Raw genomic sequence first — 24005 nt, forward strand, 5'->3', positions numbered from 1 at the left:
TCTCTCATCATCAGAACAACAAAAGGAGGAAGCATCATGGACTGGAATCGCGTTGAAGGGAATTGGAAGCAGGTGAAGGGCAAGGTCAAGGAACAGTGGGGAAAACTCACTGACGACGATCTTGATGTCATCAATGGTAAGCGTGACCAGCTCGAAGGAAAAATCCAGGAGCGCTACGGTTACCAGAAGGACCAGACCAAGAAGGATATCGACGACTGGTATGGTCGTCAGACTTGGTAAACCATGTCCGTCAAACCCCGCTTCGGCGGGGTTTTTCTTTGGAACGGATTTTCCGTCCGTTTGTTTTTCATGCCCATCATGCCAAAGGAAACGTAATCCGAATGTCTGTAATTTTATGGGATAAGCCCGTTAATGCTCACGGGCTCCTGTTTTTTGGTCCTCTCGAAGCCTTGGCATTTCTCGAAACGACCTTGTCCGGACGCGCCGATCTTCACTACCGGCTGGCATGCTCCATGATGAACGATGCGGTGAACGGTCGCGTCTCGCCTGACGAGGCACGAGAATTTTTTGAAGCTGTCGTGGCTGAAACTTCCGACGAACACAAAAGCGAACTGCTTTTGGCCAGTTGAAGGCATGTCGTTGCCAAAAGACGAAGCGATGATCTTTCTTTGCGTTTCAGCACGGAACCAAACTCGCATGCTGTCGTTTTAAGGCGCCACGAAAATTCGAGATTACAATGGCATACGAGGAAATACACATGAAAACGATTATCGCTGCCGCAATGACTTTCTCCTTGATGGGCACCGCCGCCTACGCTCAGCAGCCTGCAGCTCCTGCAGCTCCTGCAGCATCCGGCGCTGACGCCGCGATTGTCGGCCCGGGCATCGCTATGGGCAAGGCAGCCACCATGCCGCTCAAATATGTCGAGATCCAAGACACCGATCTCGTGACCTCGAAGCTCGTCGGTATCAATATCTACAACAAGGCCAACGAAGAGATCGGCGAGATCTCTGACGTCGTGATCGGTAACGGCAAGTCGGTTATCGGTGTCGTCGCAAGCGTCGGAGGTTTCCTTGGCCTTGGCAGCAGCTATGTGGTGATCGATCCCGCTTCTCTGGCGATTGCAGACGATAACGGCACCTGGAAGGCCTATGTCGATACGAACAAGGAAGACCTCTCGGCCGCACCGAAATTCGATTACGACAAGATGAAGAAGTAAGATTTATCGAGACTGTTTTTGCCGGCTACCACGGATGTACTGGGGCTGGCTGAAATATGCGCGAGGGCCGGGCGAGAGATCGTCGCGGCCCTTCAACGTACCGGGATATATGTCAGTCTGCGATGAGCACTGCCTTCGAGGGTATGTCGCAGCGGACAGGTAAAGGTGCTCGCCTGGCATTTCGTTGCCCGCAGCGAGAAATCGGAAAAACCGCTGCGTTCACCATCTCCGTCATGTCCGATTGGCACGCTGCGGACCCTCTCGACAACCTACCGCCGCCAGCATCGTTCCGTAAAAAATTTCTGACGGTCATCGAAAACGGACGCAACTCGAGAAGGCCGCGTTGATTTTCGGGCTCGCGATCCGGCTGGCTGGCACCTCCCAGCCATGGAGCCCGCGTTTTGGCAGCCCCTTCAAATTGCGCCTTATCGAGCCGCCCGTTCAACCAGCAGCCGACGCCATCTTTCGATATATCCAACAACATATCGCTGGTTAATCCCAGATGCCGACATCTGAGCTTCGAGCACTCGCAGGTCAAAGCTGTCCAGTGGCGTGTCTGCGGGGAAGACCTTTAATGCGTATTTGAAAGTGTCTTCCCAACTGCGTTGCATCGAGACGGTTTCGTCGAGAAGGTGAGGGCGATAGCTTTCAATGAGTTCACCTAGGGTCATGCCTGCCGCCTACCATTCGATCTCGCTTCCATCATAGGCAATGTAACGTCCGGTCTCGGTCAATCCGTCAACTGCTTTCAGGATCGATGCGGCTGCTTCGTCTGCGCTGACGGTAGCATGCCTGCCTGAATATGGGTTTGATAACGATGTGCGGACGGTGCCGGGATGCACTGCAGCGATGACTGCGCGAGGATGCGTGCGTGAAATCTCAATGGACGCCGTCTTCACGACCTGATTGAGCGCGGCCTTGGATGACCGATATGAAATCCAGCCGCCCAAGCGGTTATCACCGATCGATCCAACGCGCGCTGAAAGAAAGAATGCGACTGACCGCGCTTGCTTGTCCAGCAGGGGCAGGAAGTGTTTCGCGACAAGTGCAGGACCGATTGCATTCACCCGAAATTGCTTGAGCATGATTTCGGGATCTATCTCCCGAAGGGCCTTTTCTGGCCCACGATCACCCACAGTCAGGACACCGGTTGCGCAAACCAGGAGATGTATGGGTTTGCCTGACAGGCGTTCAGCGGCCGCCGAGATTTTTGTCTCATCCAGAAGATCGAAACTGTCTTGGCTGCGAGACAGGCCATTGAGGTCGCCGATGTTGGGATGAGTTTTGAGACGATCGAAGATTGACGATCCGATCCCGCCGCTTGCACCGATCACGACGGCGTTGAAGCCGTGCTGTAATGACTGCGGAATGGGTGTTGTAAAATCAATGCTCATAAGGTCCCCAGATTACAGGCACATCTGCCGTTGTGATAGGCCGGCCGGTCGACGTCTTGGGGGCGGTAGCTTGATGCCGAGAAGAGTGGTGGTCCCTTAGCATAGGGTTGGTCTGTTGCGACGAACGGCCTCAGCCGTCGTCAGCGACATCCGTTTCCGGTCGATCACCGCCTTCGACATGCCGTGTCTGCCAACGACCGTCAGCCAGTTGAAACTGGATTTCGACATTGTCGCCACCGATCTGCTGGCGCTGTGCTGCGTCGTTCGCGGCTGCAAGCGCAGCTTCATGGGACGGGAACGGTTCGGACCAGACGTCATCAACCCTGTACGCAAAGCCTCCATCGTGTTCTGCCACGTGATATGTCACATTCGCCATCGTAATCTCCTTGGTGGTGATGACGAACGTTGCCGCGCGTCGCCGGTTCCGTTGACGTTGCAACAAGCGGTTTTCAAAAAGATCGCTGCCCGGCCGATAGGTCGGTGGGAACACCTTTTGCCGCGGTCGGTTCTGCCACATGGCAAACGTCATTGAGAGGAGATTACGATGTCTAATGCGACGCAAAGCGGCGGCGTTTCCCACGCCAACACTGGTACGACCGCGACAAATTTCGGCGGTTCGGTCGAAAGTCGAGCACAGCGGGGAGATGCCGCACGTCTGGAAGCTCAAGGCAAGGCCAGCGAGGTTCTCAACGTCTATCGCCTTGAACCGACAGCGGCTCCTTCCGATCCGCGCTGGGACAATTCGCCTTCAATGGGCGTCGTCACGGTCGCGGCGCGTACCGCAGGCGATGCCAGGATCGTCGCAACTGGGCTGGAACTGGATTTTCAAGAAATCGATTCTGCTCCCGCTGACGATGTCACGGCGAGAAATGCCAGCGCCTTCCGGGATGAAAAACTTTACACCGTGATCGAGCTGGAGAATGGACGGGTTGATCTGACACGCGGCGTCCTCGACGGGGAGACTGTCGTTGACCTGATCAAGCCGACACAGCTTTGAGCGGCAAGTGCCCCGAAAATCCGGTAAGATGGCCTGAATGACAAGATACTTTTTCAATATTCAAAGACATGACGTTCTGGAGGAAGATCCCGACGGTGCGGAATTCGAAACTTTACAACAAGCTATTCACGAAGCGGTCCTGGCAGCGAGAGAACTTCTTGCGGAGAAAGTCAGGCACGGCGATATCGTCGACGGTGACGCTTTCAAGATCACCACGGCAGACGGCGAGGTTGTTCACAGCCTGCCGTTGAAATCAGTGCTACGACTTGAATGATCGAGTAGCTAGAACAGGTCTGCCATGAGGCGGCGGTATTCCGCCTCAGGACGGCCGTAAGAGTCGTGACCAAACTCTTCAAGGCCCGCCCGATTGCGCATCGTGATAAGACCGCGCTCGGATTTTATGAAACCATTGCCCTCCAGAATATGGAGAGCGGTCGTGACGCTAGGCCGCCTCACGGCCAACATACGCGCAAGAAAGTCATGTGTTATGGCGATCTCGTCGCCAATCACGCGATCGTCGCACATGAGAAGCCAGCGGGCCAATCGCTCGTTGACGTCATGAACTGCATTCGACACGGCGGTATAAGCGACCTGGACGGCAAATGTCTCGATCGCACGTACCATGACGAGGGCGAAATGCCGATTGTTCTGCATCGTTGAGCGGAAGCTTTCATAGCTTACACGATGCCCCTCAGCGTCGACCTGAACCACGATGTCATACGAACTGAGTTCCGAGCCCACAGCGGCGGAGCTCGGGATATAGCCCTCATAGCCGAAAATGCCCACCTCGGCAGAATGCCCTCCCGGCGTGCGGGCAAATACGGACCCGATTCCGTCGGACAGAAAATATATGTGTTCAACAGGATTGCCCGTGGAGGCCAGTACTTCTCCACGAGGGAGGGTGACATGCTCAAGCTGCGAAGCAATCGAATTGAGGTCACCGCCCGGTAGAGCATTCAGCAGCTTGTTTCGAGTGCGAATAGACATTGTGTAGGTCTCCGTTGCCGGGTCAACCCACGGTCGGCATCACAGTTCCACTGAAGGTGATGAGGCGGAGTCGATTGCCTACGAGATTTTGAGTAGAAGGCGCGTGGCGCAGGTACCGAAAAGGTTGGAAACATGAAACTTCTCGCAGTCTGCATTGGCCGCCCGGAAAAGCTTGCAGGCAAATCCTACAAGACCGGCATCAACAAGATCAGTGTCAAAACGTCCGTGATGATCGATCGGGAGGGACTGGTGGGGGATGCCGTTTGCAACGGCAAGTATCATGGCGGCCCGGAACAGGCCGTTCTCCTTGAAGGATCCCTGACCATCGACTGGTGGTCGGAACGGCTCGGGCGGGTTCTGACACCCGGCACATTTGGCGAAAACCTGGTGATAGAGGGACTCGACAATCGCGATGTCGCTGCCGGTGACCGTTTTGTCATCGGTCATGGCCTAGAACTGCAGGCAACCTCCGCCCGCACGCCCTGTGGCACGCTGGCCGCCCGCATGGGTGATCCCTCGATCGTGAAGACCTATCGGCAGGCAATGCGTCCAAGCATCTATTGCCGCGTACTCATACCCGGAATGGCTTGTGCGGGAGAGGTGGTCCAGCACATCCGGCACGACGGCGCCGGCGTGCCTATCCCGGAAATGCTGGAAAAATTCGGAAAGCGGCTCACCGAGGCCGACACTCTTCGTTTTCTGGAAGCTCCGATCCACGCCGATATGCGCGCAGCCATCCTTGACGGCAAACCGGCAAGGTTCTGAACGGCAAGACCTCGTTCATCGCCACGACTGGACCAATCGGAGCATCCGTATCGGGGGCACGATGTCCGTTCTGATGCAGATGAAGCGCTCATCTTGTTGATCCTGGCGGCCAAGACGTCGATCGCGAACTGCTTGCTGATCATCGCCATCTTCGTGCCAAGGAAAGGCGCCTTCATCATCGCGTTTTCCGCATATCTCGTCACAAGCAGGATCGGCAGGCCAACACCGTACGCTGCGCTGCAGGATGATGGTTCCGTTATCTTGGTAGCGCCTCCCTTGGCCCCAAGGTTTGCGCTGCTCAATGGGAATGTGAAGCGTTCATAGATCGTTCGGAGTTCAAGAAACCCGATCCGCCTGGAACTTTCACCTCAACACCTGCTTATCCCTTCAGCCGCAACCATCGCGGCATGCGGAGCCGTTACCAGTCCCGTGACGGCATAATCGGTGGGGAACAAAATGAACTACAAAACCGAGGTCTCATTCACGGTAAACGGCGAAGAGCAATTGCTGAATGTCGACAACCGAACGACGCTTCTCGACGCGTTGCGGGAGCATCTTCATTTGACCGGCACCAAGAAGGGCTGCGACCACGGACAGTGTGGCGCCTGCACGGTTCTTGTCGATGGCCGACGCATCAATGCCTGTCTGACGCTGGCCGTCATGCATGAAGGCGACAATATCACCACGATCGAAGGACTGGGCGCGCCGGGCGATCTGCACCCGATGCAGGCGGCATTCGTCAAACATGACGGCTTCCAGTGCGGTTACTGCACGCCCGGGCAGATCTGTTCCTCCGTGGCGGTGCTGGAGGAGATCAAGGCCAACATTCCCAGCCACGCCACATCGGATCTGACCCAACAGACAAAAGTTTCGGACGCGGAAATTCGCGAACGCATGAGCGGCAATCTCTGTCGATGCGGGGCGTATTCCAACATTCTAGACGCCATTGTCGAGGTCGCGGAGGCACGCCCATGAAAGCCTTCACCTATGAACGCGCCTCGACAGCAGAGGCAGCAGCGCAGGCCGCCGCCAAAAATCCCGGCGCCAAATTTATCGCCGGCGGTACCAACCTTCTCGATTTGATGAAGCTCGAGATCGAGACACCGCAGCATCTCATCGATGTCAACGGCACCGGCCTCGACAAGATTGAGGCGATACCTGAGGGCGGACTGCGGATCGGAGCGATGGTGCGCAATACCGATCTGGCCGCAAACGAAACCGTCCGGCGCGATTACGGGCTTCTGTCGCGCGCGCTCGTGGCCGGCGCTTCTGGCCAGCTTCGCAACAAGGCGACCACCGCCGGCAATCTGTTGCAACGGACGCGATGTCCCTACTTCTACGACCCGAACCAGCCCTGCAACAAGAGGCAGGCGGGATCCGGCTGCTCTGCCATCGGCGGCGTAACCCGTCAGCTTGGCGTGATCGGCACGAGCGAAGCCTGCATTGCCACGCATCCGAGCGACATGGCTGTTGCCATGCGGGCGCTCGATGCCGAGGTCGAAACGGTGAAAAGCGATGGTTCGACGCGATCGATACCGATGGCCGATTTCCACCGTCTGCCGGGTGATACGCCGCATATCGAGACGGTACTTGAAGATGGCGAATTTATCACGGCCGTCGTTTTGCCGAAGCCAGTCGGTGGAAAACAGATCTACCGAAAGGTGCGAGATCGGGCATCCTATGCCTTTGCGCTTGTTTCCGTTGCGGCGGTTATCCAGCCCGACGGGCGGGGGCGTGTCGCCGTGGGTGGCGTGGCGCCAAAACCATGGCGCATGGAGGCGGCAGAAGCCGAACTGGCGAAAGGTGCGAGAGCAACGTCCGGCATTTTGCTCGAGGGCGCTCGTCCCACCGACGATAACCGGTTCAAGATCGATCTGGTCGAGCGCACGCTCGGTGCCGTGATCGCAGAAGCAAGGGGGTAAGGCCATGCAGTTCGACACACCGGCAACCACCAATCCGATCGATCGGATGAAGGTCGTGGGCAAACCGATCCACCGCATCGATGGGCAATCAAAAACCACCGGCCGCGCCAAATATGCCTATGAGTGGCATGACGCGGATATCGCCTATGCCTATGGCTATCCCGTCGGCTCCGCCATTGCCAAGGGCCGCATCACGTCGATGGATACGTCGGCCGCCAAGGCGGCACCCGGCGTTTTGGCGGTCGTGACAACGCTTGACGTTGGGGACCTGAAGAAAGGACAGTTCAACACAGCAAGCCTTTTTGGCGGATCACAGATCCAGCATTACCATCAGGCGATCGCTGTGGTTGTCGCCGAAACGTTCGAACAGGCCCGATCCGCAGCGTCTCTGATCAAGGTCGATTATGCCGAGGAACAGGGCGTTTTCGATCTCGAAGTCGCTGCCGAAAAGGCCGTCAAACCGGATGAATCGCAACAACCGGACAGCGCTGCCGGTGATTTCGATGCTGCTTTCCGCGCAGCACCGGTGACTCTCGACGCGCGATACGCCACGCCGGATCAATCGCATGCAATGATGGAACCGCACGCATCGATCGCCGCCTGGAATGGTGACGAGGTGACATTGTGGACATCGAGCCAGATGATCGACTGGTGGCGCGGTGATTTTGCGCAGACGCTCGGCATCGACAAGGAGAAGGTGCATCTGATGTCGCCATTCATCGGTGGCGGGTTCGGCGGAAAACTGTTCCTGCGTGTCGATGCTGTTCTGGCGGCCTTTGGAGCGAAGGCCTGCGGGTGTCCCGTCAAGGTAGCTCTGCCGCGTCCATTCATTGCAAACAACACGACCCATCGCCCGGCGACGCTGCAGCGTATCCGCATCGGCGCTGAGCGGGATGGAAAAATCACCGCCATCGGCCACGAAAGTTGGTCGGGCAACTTGCCGGACGGCTCGCTGGAAACCGCGGTCATGCAGACCCGGCTTCTCTATGCCGGAGAAAACCGCATGACCGCGATGCGGCTTGCAGCTCTCGATCTGCCCGAGGGCAACGCCATGCGTGCGCCGGGTGAAGCGCCCGGATTGATGGCACTGGAAATCGCCATCGACGAAATGGCGGAAAAGCTTGGGATCGACCCGATTGAGTTCCGCATCATCAACGACACGCAGGTCGATCCGGAAAATCCTGAACGACCATTTTCGCACCGTGATCTGATCGGCTGTCTCAAGCTCGGTGCCGAACGTTTCGGGTGGGATGCACGCAAGGCGCCAGCCGCGCGTCGCGAAGGAAACTGGATGATCGGCGTCGGTGTGGCCGCCGCATTCCGCAACAACCTTGTTCTGCCATCCGGTGCGCGTGTGCGGCTGGGCAGCGACGGGATCGTGACCGTCGAAACCGACATGACCGATATCGGAACCGGCAGTTACACGATCATTGCCCAGACGGCTGCTGAAATGATGGGCGTTAATATCGACAAGGTTGCGGTGCAGTTGGGCGATTCCCGCTTCCCCGTCTCCGCCGGTTCAGGCGGCCAGTTCGGCGCCAATTCCTCGACATCTGGTGTTTATGCGGCCTGCATCAAGCTGCGGGAAGCCGTCGCTCGAAAACTCGGTTTCAATTCTGCTGACGTGGTTTTCGAGGACGGCAATGTCCGTTCCGGCAACAGGACTGTGCCACTGGCGGAAGCCGCAGGCGCGGACGGTCTCGTCGGCGAGGATACGATGACCTGGGGCGATCTGACCGAGACCCATCAGCAATCGACTTTTGGTGGGCATTTTGTCGAAGTCGGCGTGGATGTTGCAACGGGCGAGACCCGCATCCGCCGCATGCTCGCCGTTTGTGCTGCCGGTCGTATCCTCAACCCGATCACGGCGCGCAGCCAGATGATCGGCGCGATGACGATGGGCGCTGGCGGTGCTCTATCGGAGGAACTCGCGGTCGATACCCGTCGCGGCTTTTTCGTCAATCACGATCTCGCCGGCTACGAAATCGCCGTCCATGCCGATATCCCGCATCAGGAGGTGATCTTCATGGATGAGACCGATCCCTATTCCTCGCCGATGAAGGCGAAGGGCGTGGGGGAACTTGGCCTGTGTGGCGTGGCAGCCGCGATCGCGAACGCGATCTACAATGCCACGGGCGTACGGGTGCGAGATTATCCGATCACGCTCGACAAGCTGATCGGAGGGCTGCCGGATGTTGCTTGAGGAAGCCGTGACGGCACAACCTTCGTCGCAATCCGGCGATGACAGCAGCAACGTGTCCACCCCGGTTCGGGTTGATGTCGGCGACCAGCCTGCCGACATCCTGCGGTTCGCTCTCGACGCGTTCGATAGGGGAGGTGTCGCGCTCGCGACGCTCGTGGAGATTCGAGGCGGTGCGGCGAGGGCGCTGGGCTCACATGTCGCCATCGCCGCCGATGGTCGTTTCTGCGGGTATGTTTCGGGCGGTTGCGTGGAGGCGGCGGTTGCGTCGGAAGCTTTGGTCGCGATTGCCGAAGGCGCGGATCGCAATGTCACCTATGGTGACGGATCGCCGTTCTTTGATATCGTGCTGCCCTGCGGTGGTGGAATAACGGTTGCGATCCATGTGCTGCGGGATGCCGAACCGCTGCGGCGCATTCTTGACCAAGTGGCCGGCCGGGTGCCGGCGGCGCTGCGATATTCTCCCGAAACCCAGTCGCTTGAACTTTCTGACTGTCCTCAACGAACCTGTTGGCAAGGTGCCGAATTCGTGACGGTTTACCGGCCGGTGACGCGTGTAATTATTTGCGGCATGAGCATTGAAGCCGAGGCGGTTGCCCGCCTCGCCAAGACGTCTCGCTGGGATGTGGTTTTGCCAAATGGCTTTGAAGGTGACCTTGCGAGCATGATTGATGGGTTTACGGCTGTCGTTCTGCTGCACCATGATCTCGATGCCGAGGAGCGTGTTCTGGACGCCGCGACGGCATCTTCAGCCTTTTATGTCGGCGCTCTGGGCAGCGCTCGTACGCATCTCCAACGCTCGGATCGTATGCAAAAGCGGGGTTTTTCCCGACAGGATATTGATCGGATCAAGGCGCCGATTGGCATTTTCGGGCCGACACGGGATGCTACGGCATTGGCGCTTTCCGTCATGGCGGATATCGCGGCAAGTCGGTTGGCTGCCTATGGATAAAAGCCTGCCGACGGCCGGGAAGATCGATCGCAGCACATCTCCATCCGTCAGCATCGTTATGCTGGCGGCTGGCCGGTCGAGCCGCATGAAAAACCAGGGGCATAAGCTTCTGGCACGCTTTGACGGTGTACCACTACTCCGAAAATCGGTCCTGTCCGCCATCGGAAGCGATTGCCAAACCGTCGTGGTCGTGATCGGCGAGCAACACAGCGTGTTGAAGGAAAACATCGCAGATCTGGATGCGCGCGTAGTCGAAAATCTTGGATACGCCTCCGGCATGGCATCTTCCATTCGGGTTGGGGTGATGGCAGCGCAGGCAAATAAACCTGACGGGATATTGATCGCTCTTGCCGACATGCCGGCGATCGAAACCGCGCAATTGGATCGGCTTATAACTGCTTTTCGCGAGCATCAGGGCGCATGCGTCATACGTGCCACTGCGAATGACAGACCGGGCAACCCGGTGATTTTCCCCTCCTTTTGGTTTGAACGCCTGAAAGGTCTTGTCGGCGATGTGGGAGCGCGCGCACTTCTGAAGGATAACGCAGCTGCTATTGTCGATGTCGACATCGGTGAAGCGGCCCGGCTGGATGTGGATACGCCGGAAGAGCTGATTGCGGCGGGCGGGGTGCCGTTTACCGGCAATACGCACGGAACCGTTTGATCACCTGAGAGTTGAGCACTGAATGGACATGCGCGAGAAAGACATTCGCGCACGGGCAGGGGTGCTGACATAGATGACGGATGAGAGATTGACCGACCGCTGTCGGCCAACCAGATCGAGGCGATTTCTACCAACGCTCTGTCCGCTCTCACTCATTATGGCTACTTCTCTTGTTAGTTCCTGCTCCGGCAGCCATTCCACACTCGATCCTGCAGGGCCGGAGGCGGCCAAGGTCGCCCAGTTGTTTTACGTTATGCTGGCTGGCGGCGCGGTAATCTGGATCGGGCTCGTTTCTGTATTCATCTATGCGGCGCGCAAAAAGCATCAGCACACTGAAGAAAATGCAGGTCGCGTCATCCTGTGGGGTGGGGCGATCATTCCATCCGTCATCCTGTGCGCGCTGCTTTCATATGGCATGTGGCTGATGCCGGCGATCCGGCCCTGGGTGCCGGATGACCAGTCGGTCCGTCGTATCGAAGTGACCGGCGAACAGTTCTGGTGGCGGGTGCGCTATCTGGATGAAGCAGATGGGATCATGTTCGAGACGGCCAACGAGGTGCGGATCCCTATCGGTGAACCGGCGCATTTCTCGCTCAAGGCTGCCGACGTCATCCATTCCTTCTGGGTGCCATCGCTCGGCGGCAAGATGGACATGATCCCCGGCCGCACCAATCCCTTGACGCTGACGGCCGACAGGGAAGGGACCTATCGCGGTGTCTGTGCCGAATTCTGCGGCGAATCCCATGCACTGATGGCCTTCACCGTACGGGCGGTCTCGCCCGCCGATCACGAGGCCTGGCTTGCCGAGCGCTCGGCTTCCGATCCGCAGGATGCCGAAGGGCTGGCCGTGTTTCTCAACAATGGCTGCGGTGCCTGCCACGCCATCTCCGGCACCGCCGCCAATGGTCGTATCGGGCCGGACCTGACAGCTTTTGGCGAGCGCGGCACTTTGGCTGCCGGAACACTTCCGCATACCGCAGAAGATATCGCGCGCTTCGTTGCCCATCCGGGCGAGATCAAGCCGGGCGTGAAGATGCCGCATTTTGGTATGCTTCCCGAAGACGACATTAAGAAAATTGCAGCATTTCTGAAGGAGCTCAGGTGATGGTGGAGCTCGGCAATTTTTCGCCAGAAGAACGGGCAGCGCAGGAAGAGCGGTTGCGCAAGGTGTGGAAGACGCCGGGCGGCTGGCGATACTGGACCTCGGTCAACAATAGCGAGATCGGCCTCTGGTATGGCGTCACCGCCTTTGCCTTCATGCTGTTTGCCGGTGCGCTCGGGCTTTTGATGCGCGCGCAGCTTGCAACTCCCAATAACAATCTCATCTCCGCCGAACTCTACAATCAGGCCTTTACCCTGCACGGCACGGTGATGATGTTTCTGTTCGCCGTGCCGATCTTCGAGGCGGTGGCGATATTTTTGCTGCCGTCCATGCTTGGTGCACGCGAACTGCCGTTTCCGCGGCTCTCGGCATTCGGCTTCTGGAGCTTTCTGCTCGGCGGCATCTTTGTCTGCGGTTCGATCTTCTTCAATGCCGCGCCCAATGCCGGCTGGTTCATGTATCCGCCTTTGGCAACCGACAAGGAATATGCCGGCATCGGTGCCGATATCTGGTTGCTTGGCCTCTCCTTCATCGAAGTGGCGTCGATCGCGGCTGCCGTCGAGATCATCGTCGGTATCATGAAATGCCGCGCGCCGGGCATGCGCATCAACATGATGCCGATGTTCGCCTGGTATCTGCTGATCGTCGCCGGCATGATCCTGTTCGCCTTTCCGCCGCTGATTGCCGGCGACATCCTGTTCGAAATGGAGCGGATGTTCGACTGGCCGTTTTTCGACGTTTCGCGCGGCGGCGATCCGTTGCTCTGGCAGCACCTGTTCTGGATCTTTGGCCACCCGGAAGTCTATATCATCTTCCTGCCGGCCATCGCACTGATGGCAATGATCGTGCCAACTTTTTCGCAGCGGCCGATCGTCGGTTATTCATGGATCGTGCTGGCGGCCGTTGGCACCGGGTTTTTAAGCTTCGGCCTGTGGGTGCATCACATGTTCACCACCGGCTTGCCGCAGATTTCGCTCGCCTTCTTTTCCGCCGCATCGGAAGCGGTGGCGATCCCGACCGGCGTGCAGATCTTTGTCTTCATCGCCACCATGCTGGCGGGTCGGGTGATCTTTTCCGTGCCAATGCTGTTCGGGGCAGGGGGACTGGCGATCTTCACCATCGGTGGCCTGACCGGTGTCATGGTGGCGCTCGCTCCCTTCGACTGGCAGGCGCATGACACCTATTTCATCGTCGCCCACCTGCACTACGTGCTGATCGGCGGCATGTTCTTTCCGATCGTGGCCGGCATCTATTATTACTTTCCTTTTGTGACCGGAAAGAAACTGTCGGATGCTTGGGGCAAGGTGGCCTTCTGGCTGATGTTCGTCGGCTTTAATGTCGGGTTTTTCCCGATGCATTTTTCTGGCCTTCGCGGCATGCCGCGCCGCATCTTCACCTATCCCGAAGAATTCGGCTGGGATCTGTTCAATCTCGTCTCGACAATCGGCGCCTTCATCTTCGCTGCCGGTGTGCTGACCTTCGTCATCGATATTTTCCGGCCGAAACCAAAGCCTGAAACACGCAATCTCAACCCGTGGAACGCCGGCACGCTGGAATGGACCAACGATCCGGACGAAAGTTGGGGCATGCGCTCGGTGCCGATCATCACCAGCCGTTATCCGCTCTGGGAACAGGAGAACCTGCAGGCCGATATCGAAGCAGGGCGCTTTTATTTGCCAGACGCCAAATCCGGCAAACGCGAAACGCTGGTCACCTCTGTTCTCGACGCCGAACCGATCCAGTGCCTGCGTGTCGGCGGCGTCTCCTACGTGCCGATGATTTCGGCGCTGGCGCTTGGTGGTGTGTTCATCGCGCTCACCTTCCATTGGTGGATCCCGACCATCATCTGCGCCGTCATCACCTTCATTGCCATCATCTGGTGGCTGTGGACCGGCACCGCGCAGATCCCCGAAGCGGAAGAGGTCGATGTCGGCCTCGGACAAAAGCTCCCCGTCTACGTCTCGGGACCGGCCTCCGTCGGCTGGTGGGCAATGTTCATCACCATGGTCGGTGACGGAACCGCCTTTGCCAGCCTGATTTTCGGGTATTTCTTTTACTGGACGGTGCATGACGATTTCACGGCTGGAGCGGTGGGGCCGGGCGCATTCTGGCCGATGGTGGCGCTCGTTCTGTTCGTCATCGCATGGCTTCTGACCATCGCGGCCCGGCAGTTGAACGAGAAGGGGCCATCCGGCTGCCGTGCTGCGCTCGTTGCCGGCATTCTGGTCAGCATCGCCGCCTGTCTGGCCGGGCTGGCGGGACCGTATTTCCATGGCATGGACCCGACCTCCAACGTTTATCCTGCGACGGTCTGGGTTATCGTCATCTGGACCGTCGTTCACGGTGCCGTGGGCATCATCATGCAGGTCTATTGCCTGGCCCGCAGTCTTGCCGACCGCATGACACCGGAACACGATCAGGATATCTGCAACGTCACGCTTTACTGGCACTTCATGGCCTTTACTGCGGTCGTCACCTTTGCGGTCCTTGGCCTGTTCCCGATGGTGAGCCGATGAAGAGCTTTATCCCGCGCGAGGTGGAAAGCCTCTGGACCCTGTTTACCGCGCCCACCGTCTGGGCGATCCATTTCGTCGGTTGTTATGCCGCCGTCGCCGTCTATTGCGCCAAAGCCGCCACGCTCGATTTCAGCTTCGGCACGGTGCGGCTTGCACTGGGCGGGTTCACGGTAGTCGCGCTCGCGGTTATCGTTCTGTCGGCCTGGCTTGCATGGCGGCAATGGGGTTTCGGGGCCGGCGATCCGCCGCATGATGAACCCACGCGCAAAGCCCGCACGCTGTTTCAGGGCTTTGCGACGCTTCTTCTGTCCGGCCTCAGTTTCGTTGCCGTCCTTTACATGGCGATCCCGCTGATCCTCATCGCGGAGTGTCAGCGATGAAAACAGTCTCGCTCACGTCCGGCCTGATGTTGATCATGGTTTTGTGGGGCGGGGTTTTGCCCTTCGCCGACCGATCGTCCTTCACCATTCACATGATCGTCCATATGGGCGTCGTTGCGTGCGCGGCGCCTTTGATCGCTGTCGGCCTGTCCGGGTCGCGTTTCGACTTTCCATCACGCTGGCCCTGGTTCTCGCCGATTTTGGCCTCCATCATCGAGCTCGTTGCGGTCTGGGTGTGGCACATTCCGGCTTTGCGGGCGCTGTCGGAAAGCTCCGGTGTCGTCGCGAGCCTGGAGCAGGTGACCTTTCTGTTCGCCGGCCTGATGCTCTGGCTTTCCTGTCTCGGTGGTCTCGAAACCGGCAGGGAAGGCCGGCGTCTGGCCGGTGCTGTCGGCCTGCTGTTCACCTCCATGCATATGACCTTGCTGGGCGCGCTTCTCGCTTTGTCCCCGCGCGCGCTTTACGGCTCCGCTGACGTGACCTGTTTCGGCATTCCGCTTAGCCCGGTTGTCGATCAGCAGGCGGGTGGCGTCATCATGCTGCTTGTGGGGGCGGCGGTCTATCTTGCAGGTGGCGTTTCGCTGCTGGCCACCACGCTCAATACCCGCCCTCCCGAGACTTCAGAAAGGACAGGTGGATGACAATTCGCTGGAAGCATCTGATCGTGCTCGCCATCATCGCGCCTGTTCTGGGGTTGGGCATTGGTTGGTCGGGTTTGATGAGCGTACGCGCGTCATCCGGCCACTGGGCGGTCACAGACTGGTTTTTGCATTGGGTGATGCGCAATTCCGTCTCGGCACGCGCGGTTTCGCCCGACAAGGTGCCGCCGCTGGACGACCCCGGCCTGATACCCGGTGCCGCTGGCCATTTCGAGACGGCATGTGCCACCTGTCACGGCTCACCGGCGCAACCACGTCCGGATTCCGTCATGGCCATGTTGCCGCCGCCACCGGATTTGCAGACGGTCGTGCCCGAATGGTCGGATGGTGAACTGTTCGAGATCGTCAAGCATGGCGTGCGGTTCACCGGCATGCCGGCATGGCCGACGCAGTCACGCGATGACGAAATCTGGTCGATGGTCGCTTTTCTCAAGAAGCTGCCGGAGATGGATGCCAGCGCCTATATCAAGGCTTCCGGCTTGCACGGAATGGGGCAGGCGGGCGAAGTCTCGCCATTGCCAATCACCTGCGAAAGCTGCCATGCCGAAAGCAAGCTGAATGATGGCAGTCTCGTCCCGCGCCTCGCCGGCCAGTCGGAAGCCTATCTTCTCAGTGCGTTGAAGGCATACACAGGAAAACAACGCCCAAGCGGCATCATGCAGGTCGCAGTTGGCACCTTGCCCGCCGAAAGCCTGCCGGAACTCGCCGCCTATTACGCCCGGCAGACACCCTCGGTTCGTGAAGCTGTCGCCCAAGATCCGGCCTTGATCGAAAAAGGCAAAACGCTCGCAGAAGTCGGCCGGGCCTCCGACAAGGTGCCTGCCTGCCTCAGCTGCCACGACAAGGCAGGCGCCAATCCGGCCTATCCAAAACTGTCCGGCCAGAATTCCGCTTATTTGCGTCAGCAGCTGTTGCTGTTTCAGGCCGGAACGCGGGGCGGTTCGTCCTACGGGCACCTGATGTCGGAAGCTGCCAAGGGTTTGACGCCGCAAGACATGGACGCGCTTGCAGCCTATTTCAGCCAGCGATAAGGCTGTCTCGATTCACCGACGCCGAGGCGGCGGCTCCACCAGTCATTGGTGTTTTCGTCACAATAGGTCCGACACGGGAAGGTATGAAATCCATGCATCCTGCAGATGCGCTGCAAGTCTTCACAGATGGCTCGTTCGATGTCTGTAGCCGAACGGGCGCATGGGCATTCGTGGTGTTTTACGATGATGAGCGGATTCACGCCGAGCGCGGTTCAGGGGAGGGCTTATCCAATAACGCATTCGAGGTGCTCGGGGTGCTGAACGCGCTTTCCTGGTTGGAAACGTCGGCTGCCGGGCGTGCCACCACCGTTTGGACCGACTCCCGACATGTCGTTGAAGGTGTTGATCACTGGCGGATGATCTGGCGCGGAAACGGATGGAAGCGCGTCAATCCCAATCCTCGTGCGCGACGACGTGAAATTCCTGATGCTGTGCATTGGCGAATGCTTGACGCGTCGCTCGACCGTAATCCGCATGTGACTGTCAGATGGTGCAAGGCGCATGTAGGCAATGCCGGCAACGAGTTCGCCGACGCGCTGGCTGCCGGGAAGACGCATGTCGAACGTCCGAAAGATCAGTAGCGCAGAACATAACGGCCGTCCGACGTTCCGAGAGGATGGCCCTGCATCCTGCTACCCGCCATTTTTACAGGCTCATCGTTTATCGCACCATTCCGCAAACGAAGCCGAGCAGTGCCGCGATGCCGATCGCCTGTAGCGGCTGTCTCCTGATACGTCTCCTAACATCGGCGAGCGCATCTGCCCCGCGGTCACCCAGGCTGAGAGCTTCGTCACGTAGGGCAGCGGCATGCTCTCGCGGTTCGACATAAGGGTCGTCGCGATGCTTTAGGATCGATTGCAGCGCTTCATCGACGCGCGGCGCATCCGCAACGCCTTTCTCTGCTTGGCCGGTCGGCACACCGGCTGCCGTGGCGGTAATCGGATCGGGTGTCGGAAATGTGGCTTCCAGGCTGGTATCGATGTCTTGTCGCCGACCGCCAAGAGCCTCCTGTTCGGTTTGCAATGACGTGACGGAGGGTGATTTGAGGTTGGACATTGCGGCTTCCTTCTGTGAGCATCGCCAGAACCTGACAGACGACACGATGTTCCCGTTGCTAGCCGATCATGTGCGGCATTAGCGGGACTGGTGCCTCTGCCAATTTTGTCGTCTCCTTGTTTTCGGAACCGCGCATCGCACCATTCGTTCTTGCAAACACGATTTCTCGCAAATCTCTTTTCAGTCCAATACGGAGGATCCGATATGACCACCGCACAGCAGATTGTCTTGGCCAGCCGTCCAAATGGTGCCCCGAAACCTGAAAACTTTCGGCTTGAGAGTTTCGACTTGCCGCAGGCCGATGAAGGTGAAGTCACGATCCGTGTGCTCTATCTCTCGCTCGATCCCTACATGCGCGGGCGCATGAGCGATGCCAAATCCTATGCGGCTCCGGTGCCGATCGACGGTGTCATGGAAGGCGAGACCATCTGCGAAGTACTTAAATCCCGGCACAACGATTTTTCACCCGGAGATATCGTACGCGGGCGGACCGGCTGGCGCACGATGGCAGTCCTGAAGGGTGATGGGTTGCGACATGTGGAAACGCATGGAGCACCGCTCACCACCGCCGTCGGGGCGCTGGGCATGCCGGGCTTCACGGCGTGGAGTGGCCTGAAATTTATCGGCCAACCGAAGGAAGGTGAGACGGTTGCCGTCGCTGCAGCGTCCGGTCCGGTCGGCTCCATGGTCGGGCAACTGGCCAAACTCTGGGGTGCCAGGGCGGTTGGCATCGCCGGTGGCGCGGATAAATGCGCTTATGTGAAAGACGAACTCGGTTTTGACGCGGTCATTGACCACCGTGCAGACGATTTCGCATCCCGGCTCGCCTCTGCCTGCCCGGATGGCATCGATGTCTATTTCGAAAATGTCGGCGGCCACGTCTGGGATGCTGTCCTGCCGCTGCTTAACAAATATGGACGCGTGCCGGTATGCGGGCTGGTTGCGCATTATAACGGATCATCGACCTCTGAAACCGATCGCCTGCCTGCCACGATGTCGGCAATCCTGCGGCAGAGCCTGCTGGTTCGCGGCTTCATCCAGACCGAGTTCGCGCCGGATCATTTCGACGAATTCCTCAGCGATATTGGGCCGCGCGTTGCATCCGGCGAGATCAAGTATCGTGAAGATATCGTCGAGGGTTTCGAGAATGCACCCGCCGCATTCACGTCCATGTTGACGGGTGGGAATTTCGGGAAACTGATCGTCAAGGTTTCCTGAAGTCGGAAATGCTGCAGGCGGCAGGCCGCCGCATTAAAATGGAATGGCACGGCCGAGGTTCGCGATCTTCGGACCGCGGACCACCCGATATCGCGCTTCGATAAGATTATAGACGCCGAATGCAGCCAGTCCTGCCGCGACAACCATGTAGATCAGCGATCCGAAGGGCAAGTGGCGCAGCCATGTCAGGGCATCCGACATGCTGTCCGCCTGATCCGGATCGACACGGAAGCCGGCATAGGCGAAGAGGATGCCGGTGACCGCAAAAACGATACCGCGGGCAATCCATGCGACAGAGTCGGATGTTGATATGAAAAAACTATCGAGATCATTCATAAATACGAATTAATGTGATCGATTTCGTGAGCTAAGAACGTTGCGGGAAGCGATTGCCACCCGCCCGGTCGGCCTTACATAGCTGGTAAGGCCGTCTTTTGTTCCGCCCCATCAAGGGCTGACATGAACCATGAGGGCCGGCGATCGTTTCCCCAGTGCATGTCCGAGCAATCAAGGAGAACGTCATGGATACGAAAACAGACACCTCGGGCCAGTGTCCCGTCGCACATGGCCAGGGCGCGAAGGGTGCCTCCCCGCGTGGCCGCTCCAACCGCGACTGGTGGCCGAACCAGCTTAACGTGCAGATCCTTCACACCCATTCCTCACTCGCCGATCCGCTGGGTGATGCATTTGATTATGCGGAAGAATTCAAGAAGCTCGATCTCGAAGCCGTCAAGCAGGACCTGCATGCGCTGATGACCGACAGCCAAGACTGGTGGCCGGCCGATTTCGGTCATTACGGCGGCCTGTTCATCCGCATGGCCTGGCATTCGGCCGGCACCTATCGCATCACCGATGGCCGTGGCGGTGCCGGCATGGGCCAGCAGCGTTTCGCGCCGCTCAACAGCTGGCCGGATAACGTCAATCTCGACAAGGCCCGCCGTCTTCTCTGGCCGATCAAGCAGAAATACGGCAACAGGATTTCCTGGGCCGACCTTCTGATCCTCACCGGCAATGTCGCGCTGGAATCCATGGGCTTCAAGACCTTTGGTTTCGCCGGCGGCCGCGCCGATGTGTGGGAGCCGGAAGAACTCTATTGGGGACCGGAAGGCACCTGGCTGGGGGACGAACGTTACAGCGGTGAGCGTGAGCTTTCCGAGCCGCTCGGCGCCGTGCAGATGGGCCTCATCTACGTCAACCCGGAAGGTCCGAACGGCAACCCCGATCCGCTTGCCTCTGCCCGCGATATTCGCGCAACGTTTGCCCGCATGGCGATGAATGACGAGGAAACCGTGGCACTGGTGGCCGGTGGCCACACATTTGGCAAGACCCATGGTGCGGGCGATCCGTCCTTTGTGGGTGTCGATCCGGAAGGGGATGAACTGGAGGCGCAGGGCCTCGGCTGGACCAGCAAGTTCAACAGCGGCGTCGGCCGTGATGCGATCGGCAGTGGTCTTGAAGTCACCTGGACGCAGACGCCGACCCAGTGGAGCAATTATTTCTTCGAAAACCTGTTTGCTTTCGAATGGGAACTGACGAAAAGCCCGGGCGGCGCGCATCAGTGGGTGGCCAAGAACGCCGAAGCTTCCATTCCAGATGCTTTCGATCCGTCGAAAAAGCAGCTTCCGACCATGCTGACCTCCGACCTGGCACTTCGCGTTGATCCGATCTACGAAAAGATTTCGCGCCGTTTCCTTGAAAACCCGGCGGAATTCGCCGATGCCTTTGCTCGCGCATGGTTCAAGCTGACCCACCGCGACATGGGGCCGAAGGCGCGGTATCTTGGTCCGGAAGTGCCGGCCGAAGATCTCATCTGGCAGGATGTCGTGCCCGCCGTCGATCACCCGCTGGTCGATGAGGTCGATATCGCTTCGCTGAAGGAAAAGGTGCTGGCATCCGGTCTTTCGGTGCAGGAACTGGTTTCGACCGCCTGGGCGTCCGCTTCCAGCTTCCGTGGCTCCGACAAGCGCGGCGGCGCCAATGGCGCGCGCATTCGCCTTGCTCCGCAGAAGGATTGGGAGGCCAACCAGCCGGCGCAGCTTGCCAAGGTTCTGGGCGTGCTCGAAGGCATCCAGCAGGCATTCAACGCGGCCCAGACGGGCGGCAAAAAGATCTCGCTTGCCGATCTGATCGTGCTGGCCGGTGCTGCCGGTGTCGAAAAGGCGGCGAAGGCCGGTGGTCACGATATCGTCGTGCCGGTCACGCCCGGCCGCACCGATGCCTCCGATGCGCAGACGGATGTGGAATCCTTTGCCGCGCTCGAGCCGCGTGTCGATGGTTTTCGCAACTACGTGAACGAAAACCGCCTCCAGTTCATGAAGGCCGAGGAAGCACTGGTCGATCGTGCGCAACTGCTGACGCTGACGGCGCCGGAAATGTCGGTGCTCGTCGGTGGTCTGCGTGTGCTGACCGTCGGTCAACCGAAACACGGCGTGTTCACCAACCGGCCGGAAGCGTTGACCAACGACTTCTTCGTCAACCTGCTGGACATGGGCACTGTCTGGAGCCCGCTTGCCGGTGCCCGTGGCATCTATGAAGGCCGTGACCGTAAGAGCCACGAACTGAAATGGACCGGCACGCGTGTCGATCTGATATTCGGTTCGCATTCTCAGTTGCGCGCCATTGCCGAAGTCTATGGCCAGTCCGACGCAAAGGAAAAATTCGTTCGTGACTTCGTGTCCGCCTGGAACAAGGTGATGAACGCCGACCGTTTCGATCTTCTCTGATCGACAAGCCCGCCCGGACGCGCACCCCTGGCGTCCGGGCATCTTTCGTTTTTCGCAAACTGATATTCTTGTATTTCAGTCTGGACGCATAATGCCACGTCCGCCATAGTGGGTTGGATAGCCGCGCTACGGGAGGAGTGTTCGAGCCAGCGCTTGTCTGCGTTCCGATTTTCGTTTCTTCCTCGCATGCGCCAGCAGAGCGATTCGGAGACGAACATGCCATCCCAGTCCGCATTCATTGTCCGAAACCGTCCGGCCGCGAAAAACGACATCCCTCTGGTAGTCTCCCGATGATCGCCAATCGCACTGGCCTTGCAGTCGCCATCATGGTTCTGGCGGCATGTCTCAACAGTCTTGATGCGGTGATCGTGCGTCTGCTTGCGGGCGAGGTACATCCGCTGATGATCGGTTTTTTCCGCTCGTTTTTCGGTTTGATAGCCGTCACGCCGTGGATCATCCGGGGTGTCAACCTGACGGCCTCTCCCTTCCGCACCCTGCATGCCGCGCGTGCCGGCCTGAAACTGATGGCGATGGTCTGTCTATTCGTTGCCTTTGCGCATGCGCCGTTGGCGGATGCCACTGCCATCAATTTTACCATGCCGATTTTTCTCGTGTTGGGCGCCTGGCTTTTTCTTGGCGAAAAGGTCGGCCGCGGCAGCATTCTGGGCGTTTTGGCAGGTTTTGTGGGGGTGACGATCATTATCCGGCCGAGTGGCGCCCAAGGGTTTGATCCATGGTTGCTGTTTGCTTTGGCCGGCGCGGTGCTTACGGCATGCAGCCAGTTGCTGCTCAGGCGCATGGCACAGCGCGATACGACCGACCGCCTGGTTGCCTGGAATCTCATAACCATGGTGCCGCTGGGGCTTGTGATCATGCTGCCCGTCTGGTCGATGCCGACCTGGACGCAGCTTGGCCTTCTGGCTTTGCAAGGCATGCTCGGCGCGTTCAACATGACCATCATCACGCGCGCCTTCGCCATGGCCAATGCCAGCGTTCTGGCGCCGCTGGATTTCCTGCGTCTGCCCGTCGTGGCGCTGATGGCGTTCTTGGTCTTTGCCGAAATTCCGGTGATCCAGATGTGGATCGGTGCCGCCGTCATCATCGGCGCGACCGTGATTGCGACGGGCGGTGCGGCGCGCCGCAAAAAGCGGCCTGTGGACGAGATTTGACGATTTTCAGAAAAAACAGTTCACAAAAATTCTAGATGCACTAATATTTCAGTGGAAGCCTTCGCCGGCTTTTGCGGTTCCGCTCGTTACTGGAGGGTGACGGGCCGGGTTCCTGTCCGGCGAAAAAGAGAAACGGGGCGTCACTGCCCGCATGCAATCACCCGGGAGGAGTGGCATGAAGAGTTTCATCGGCAAACGAGCGATCGCCAGTGGCGTGTCCCTCGTCGTGCTCGTCGTCATCGTGTTTTTCCTGTCGCGGCTGACGGGTGATCCCACCAATCTTTATCTGCCAATCGATGCCACGCAGGAAATGCGCGACCAGTTCCGCCAGATGCACGGGTTCAACGATCCGCTGATCGTGCAGTTCGGGCGCTACGTGATGGATCTGGTTCAGGGCAATTTCGGCAATTCCCTGCGCCAAGCCCGTCCGGCCATGGATGTGGTGCTGGAGGCCTTCACCTGGACGCTGTGGCTGGCGGTCATCACCATGGTGCTGGTCACCATCGCCGCCATCGTCATCGGTTCGCTGGCTGCCTTTCGGGTGGGCGGCGTGTTCGATCGCCTCGCCACTTTCTTTTCGCTGATCGGCGCTGCCGCCCCGGATTTCTGGGTGGCGATCGTCGCCATCGTCATCTTTGCCGTCAATCTGCATGTCCTGCCGACATCGGGCACCGGCAGTGTGTGGCACTGGGTTCTGCCGGTGTCGGTCCTGTTCATCCGCCCCTTCGGCCTCATCCTGCAGGTGGTGCGCGGCTCGATGATCAGCGTGTTGTCGTCTGCCTATGTGAAGACGGCGCGGGCCAAGGGCGTGCAATCCCGTTCGATCATCTTCGTGCATGGCCTGCGCAATGCCATGCTGCCGGTCATTACCGTCATCGGCGATCAGGCGGCCGCCATTCTCAACGGCGCCGTCGTCGTGGAAACCGTGTTCGGTTTTCCGGGCATCGGCAAGCTGATGATCGACAGCATTCTTCTTCGCGATTTCGCCGTCGTGCTGGCCGTCATCATGGTCTCGGCACTGGCGATTTTTATCATGAACCTGTTGATCGACCTCGCTTATGCGCTGCTCGATCCGCGTATCCGGTATTGA

The 24005-nt window shown here is 58.8% G+C and carries 26 protein-coding genes and 1 pseudogene; 21 read left to right on the plus strand and 6 right to left on the minus strand.

Going from position 1 to position 24005, the window contains the following annotated elements:
* Positions 1-36: 36 nt before the first annotated feature.
* From J2T09_RS08685 to J2T09_RS08695, 3 genes are all read left to right on the plus strand, one after another.
* The gene (locus tag J2T09_RS08685; protein WP_306833312.1) at positions 37-240 is read left to right on the plus strand and encodes a CsbD family protein; all 204 of its coding nucleotides are present in this window, start codon (positions 37-39) and stop codon (positions 238-240) included.
* A 101-nt stretch (positions 241-341) separates the two neighbouring features.
* Positions 342-590, plus strand: coding sequence for a DUF982 domain-containing protein (locus J2T09_RS08690; RefSeq protein ID WP_306833314.1), 249 nt, complete (start codon positions 342-344; stop codon positions 588-590).
* Positions 591-718: 128 nt separating this feature from the next.
* Positions 719-1180, plus strand: coding sequence for a PRC-barrel domain-containing protein (locus tag J2T09_RS08695; protein WP_306833316.1), 462 nt, complete (start codon positions 719-721; stop codon positions 1178-1180).
* A gap of 425 nt (positions 1181-1605) precedes the next feature.
* Here the strand turns inward: J2T09_RS08695 and J2T09_RS08700 are convergent, their stop codons facing one another.
* From J2T09_RS08700 to J2T09_RS08710, 3 genes are all read right to left on the minus strand, one after another.
* Complete coding sequence (locus tag J2T09_RS08700; RefSeq protein WP_306833318.1) at positions 1606-1851, minus strand: hypothetical protein; 246 nt, start codon at positions 1849-1851, stop codon at positions 1606-1608.
* A 9-nt stretch (positions 1852-1860) separates the two neighbouring features.
* Complete coding sequence (locus J2T09_RS08705; RefSeq protein ID WP_306833320.1) at positions 1861-2574, minus strand: SDR family NAD(P)-dependent oxidoreductase; 714 nt, start codon at positions 2572-2574, stop codon at positions 1861-1863.
* A gap of 130 nt (positions 2575-2704) precedes the next feature.
* Positions 2705-2950, minus strand: a complete 246-nt coding sequence (locus J2T09_RS08710) for a DUF2188 domain-containing protein (RefSeq protein ID WP_306833323.1) — start codon at positions 2948-2950, stop codon at positions 2705-2707.
* 168 nt (positions 2951-3118) lie between these two features.
* Here J2T09_RS08710 and J2T09_RS08715 point away from each other — a divergent pair, with 168 nt between their 5' ends.
* Together J2T09_RS08715 and J2T09_RS08720 are read left to right on the plus strand one after the other, a co-directional pair.
* Positions 3119-3571 carry a hypothetical protein gene (locus tag J2T09_RS08715; protein WP_306833325.1) on the plus strand — a complete coding sequence of 151 codons (453 nt, stop codon included), beginning with the start codon at positions 3119-3121 and terminating at the stop codon, positions 3569-3571.
* A 37-nt stretch (positions 3572-3608) separates the two neighbouring features.
* Positions 3609-3845, plus strand: a complete 237-nt coding sequence (locus J2T09_RS08720) for a DUF6894 family protein (protein ID WP_306833326.1) — start codon at positions 3609-3611, stop codon at positions 3843-3845.
* 8 nt (positions 3846-3853) lie between these two features.
* On the opposite strand, the gene J2T09_RS08725 is transcribed toward J2T09_RS08720, so the two are convergent.
* Positions 3854-4558: a Crp/Fnr family transcriptional regulator gene (locus J2T09_RS08725; protein ID WP_306833328.1), complete on the minus strand. Its 705-nt coding sequence runs from the start codon at positions 4556-4558 to the stop codon at positions 3854-3856.
* 132 nt (positions 4559-4690) lie between these two features.
* On the opposite strand from J2T09_RS08725, the gene J2T09_RS08730 reads away from it, so the two are divergent.
* The 12 genes from J2T09_RS08730 to J2T09_RS08785 all read left to right on the plus strand — a co-directional run bounded on the left by J2T09_RS08730 (position 4691) and on the right by J2T09_RS08785 (position 17330).
* A complete protein-coding gene (locus J2T09_RS08730) occupies positions 4691-5323 on the plus strand; it encodes an MOSC domain-containing protein (protein ID WP_306833330.1) in 633 nt (210 codons plus the stop codon).
* Between the two features lie 456 nt (positions 5324-5779).
* Complete coding sequence (paoA, locus tag J2T09_RS08735) at positions 5780-6298, plus strand: aldehyde dehydrogenase iron-sulfur subunit PaoA (protein WP_373458402.1); 519 nt, start codon at positions 5780-5782, stop codon at positions 6296-6298.
* Entirely contained in the window at positions 6295-7245 is a 951-nt protein-coding gene (locus tag J2T09_RS08740) for an FAD binding domain-containing protein (protein ID WP_306833332.1), read from the plus strand. The genes paoA and J2T09_RS08740 overlap by 4 nt, the downstream gene beginning before the upstream one ends.
* A gap of 4 nt (positions 7246-7249) precedes the next feature.
* Positions 7250-9448, plus strand: a complete 2199-nt coding sequence (gene paoC, locus J2T09_RS08745; RefSeq protein ID WP_306833334.1) for an aldehyde oxidoreductase molybdenum-binding subunit PaoC — start codon at positions 7250-7252, stop codon at positions 9446-9448.
* Positions 9438-10397 carry an XdhC family protein gene (locus J2T09_RS08750; RefSeq protein ID WP_306833336.1) on the plus strand — a complete coding sequence of 320 codons (960 nt, stop codon included), beginning with the start codon at positions 9438-9440 and terminating at the stop codon, positions 10395-10397. The genes paoC and J2T09_RS08750 overlap by 11 nt, the downstream gene beginning before the upstream one ends.
* The gene (locus J2T09_RS08755; protein WP_306833338.1) at positions 10390-11061 is read left to right on the plus strand and encodes a nucleotidyltransferase family protein; all 672 of its coding nucleotides are present in this window, start codon (positions 10390-10392) and stop codon (positions 11059-11061) included. The genes J2T09_RS08750 and J2T09_RS08755 overlap by 8 nt, the downstream gene beginning before the upstream one ends.
* A 157-nt stretch (positions 11062-11218) precedes the next feature.
* Entirely contained in the window at positions 11219-12166 is a 948-nt protein-coding gene (coxB, locus tag J2T09_RS08760) for a cytochrome c oxidase subunit II (RefSeq protein WP_306833340.1), read from the plus strand.
* Entirely contained in the window at positions 12166-14679 is a 2514-nt protein-coding gene (gene ctaD / locus J2T09_RS08765; protein ID WP_306833342.1) for a cytochrome c oxidase subunit I, read from the plus strand. The genes coxB and ctaD overlap by 1 nt, the downstream gene beginning before the upstream one ends.
* The gene (locus J2T09_RS08770; RefSeq protein ID WP_306833344.1) at positions 14676-15059 is read left to right on the plus strand and encodes a hypothetical protein; all 384 of its coding nucleotides are present in this window, start codon (positions 14676-14678) and stop codon (positions 15057-15059) included. Before ctaD ends, J2T09_RS08770 begins: the two co-directional genes overlap by 4 nt.
* Positions 15056-15700, plus strand: a complete 645-nt coding sequence (locus J2T09_RS08775; protein WP_306833346.1) for a cytochrome c oxidase assembly protein — start codon at positions 15056-15058, stop codon at positions 15698-15700. Before J2T09_RS08770 ends, J2T09_RS08775 begins: the two co-directional genes overlap by 4 nt.
* Positions 15697-16749 carry a c-type cytochrome gene (locus J2T09_RS08780; protein ID WP_306833348.1) on the plus strand — a complete coding sequence of 351 codons (1053 nt, stop codon included), beginning with the start codon at positions 15697-15699 and terminating at the stop codon, positions 16747-16749. Before J2T09_RS08775 ends, J2T09_RS08780 begins: the two co-directional genes overlap by 4 nt.
* 83 nt (positions 16750-16832) lie before the next feature.
* Positions 16833-17330 (plus strand): RNase H family protein, encoded by a 498-nt coding sequence (locus J2T09_RS08785; RefSeq protein WP_306833350.1) that lies wholly within the window; start codon positions 16833-16835, stop codon positions 17328-17330.
* A gap of 79 nt (positions 17331-17409) precedes the next feature.
* On the opposite strand, the gene J2T09_RS08790 is transcribed toward J2T09_RS08785, so the two are convergent.
* Positions 17410-17805: a hypothetical protein gene (locus J2T09_RS08790; RefSeq protein WP_306833352.1), complete on the minus strand. Its 396-nt coding sequence runs from the start codon at positions 17803-17805 to the stop codon at positions 17410-17412.
* Positions 17806-18009: 204 nt separating this feature from the next.
* On the opposite strand from J2T09_RS08790, the gene J2T09_RS08795 reads away from it, so the two are divergent.
* Positions 18010-19023, plus strand: a complete 1014-nt coding sequence (locus tag J2T09_RS08795) for an NADP-dependent oxidoreductase (RefSeq protein ID WP_306833354.1) — start codon at positions 18010-18012, stop codon at positions 19021-19023.
* Between the two features lie 33 nt (positions 19024-19056).
* Here the strand turns inward: J2T09_RS08795 and J2T09_RS08800 are convergent.
* Positions 19057-19308: pseudogene (locus J2T09_RS08800) on the minus strand (DUF1206 domain-containing protein); the annotation flags it as partial.
* 236 nt (positions 19309-19544) lie between these two features.
* Between J2T09_RS08800 and katG the strand changes: the two are divergent.
* From katG to J2T09_RS08815, 3 genes are all read left to right on the plus strand, one after another.
* Positions 19545-21746, plus strand: coding sequence for a catalase/peroxidase HPI (gene katG, locus J2T09_RS08805; protein WP_306833356.1), 2202 nt, complete (start codon positions 19545-19547; stop codon positions 21744-21746).
* 290 nt (positions 21747-22036) lie between these two features.
* Positions 22037-22915, plus strand: coding sequence for a DMT family transporter (locus J2T09_RS08810; protein ID WP_306833358.1), 879 nt, complete (start codon positions 22037-22039; stop codon positions 22913-22915).
* A gap of 175 nt (positions 22916-23090) precedes the next feature.
* Complete coding sequence (locus J2T09_RS08815) at positions 23091-24005, plus strand: ABC transporter permease (RefSeq protein ID WP_306833360.1); 915 nt, start codon at positions 23091-23093, stop codon at positions 24003-24005.

The organism is Neorhizobium huautlense, from assembly GCF_030811685.1.
Classification (GTDB): Bacteria; Pseudomonadota; Alphaproteobacteria; order Rhizobiales; family Rhizobiaceae; genus Neorhizobium; species Neorhizobium huautlense_A.